Raw genomic sequence first — 1197 nt, 5'->3', positions numbered from 1 at the left:
CGCCCACGACGGATAGGGACCGAACTGTCTCACGACGTTCTGAACCCAGCTCGCGTACCGCTTTAATGGGCGAACAGCCCAACCCTTGGGACCGACTACAGCCCCAGGATGCGATGAGCCGACATCGAGGTGCCAAACCTCCCCGTCGATGTGGACTCTTGGGGGAGATAAGCCTGTTATCCCCGGGGTAGCTTTTATCCGTTGAGCGACGGCCCTTCCATACGGTACCGCCGGATCACTAAGCCCGACTTTCGTCCCTGCTCGACTTGTAGGTCTCGCAGTCAAGCTCCCTTCTGCCTTTACACTCTGCGAATGATTTCCAACCATTCTGAGGGAACCTTTGGGCGCCTCCGTTACTCTTTGGGAGGCGACCGCCCCAGTCAAACTGCCCACCTGACACTGTCTCCGAACCGGATCACGGTTCTGGGTTAGAAGGTCAATACAGTCAGGGTGGTATCCCACCGACGCCTCCACGTAAGCTAGCGCTCACGTATCTCAGGCTCCCACCTATCCTGTACAAACTGTACCAACATTCAATATCAGGCTACAGTAAAGCTCCACGGGGTCTTTCCGTCCTGTCGCGGGTAATGCGCATCTTCACGCATAGTATAATTTCACCGGGTCTCTTGTTGAGACAGTGCCCAAGTCGTTGCACCTTTCGTGCGGGTCGGAACTTACCCGACAAGGAATTTCGCTACCTTAGGACCGTTATAGTTACGGCCGCCGTTTACTGGGGCTTCGGTTCAACGCTTCGCCTTGCGGCTAACGCGTCCCCTTAACCTTCCAGCACCGGGCAGGTGTCAGCCCCTATACTTCGCCTTACGGCTTCGCAGAGACCTGTGTTTTTGCTAAACAGTCGCTTGGGCCTTTTCACTGCGGCTTCTCGCAAAAGAAGCACCCCTTCTCCCGAAGTTACGGGGTCATTTTGCCGAGTTCCTTAACAAGAGTTCTCCCGATCACCTTAGGATTCTCTCCTCGCCTACCTGTGTCGGTTTACGGTACGGGCACCATAGACCTTGCTAGAGGATTTTCTTGGCAGTGTGAAATCAGGAACTTCGGTACTATAATTCCCTCCCCATCACAGCTCAACCTTATGTTGGACGGATTTGCCTATCCAACAGTCTCACTGCTTGGGCGCGCATATCCAAAAGCGCGCTTTCCTTATCCTACTGCGTCCCCCCATTGCTCAAACGGTCT

At 54.6% G+C, this 1197-nt stretch carries 1 rRNA gene; it reads right to left on the bottom strand.

Annotated elements, in window-relative coordinates:
• Positions 1 to 1197, bottom strand: a 23S ribosomal RNA gene (locus FCI53_RS21170); the annotation flags it as partial.

Source organism: Aquibacillus sediminis, assembly GCF_005870085.1.
In the GTDB taxonomy this organism is placed as follows: Bacteria; Bacillota; Bacilli; order Bacillales; family Amphibacillaceae; genus Aquibacillus_E; species Aquibacillus_E sediminis.
Note: the sequence above shows the minus strand (reverse complement) of the source record. Positions and strands in the feature narration are given on the sequence as shown.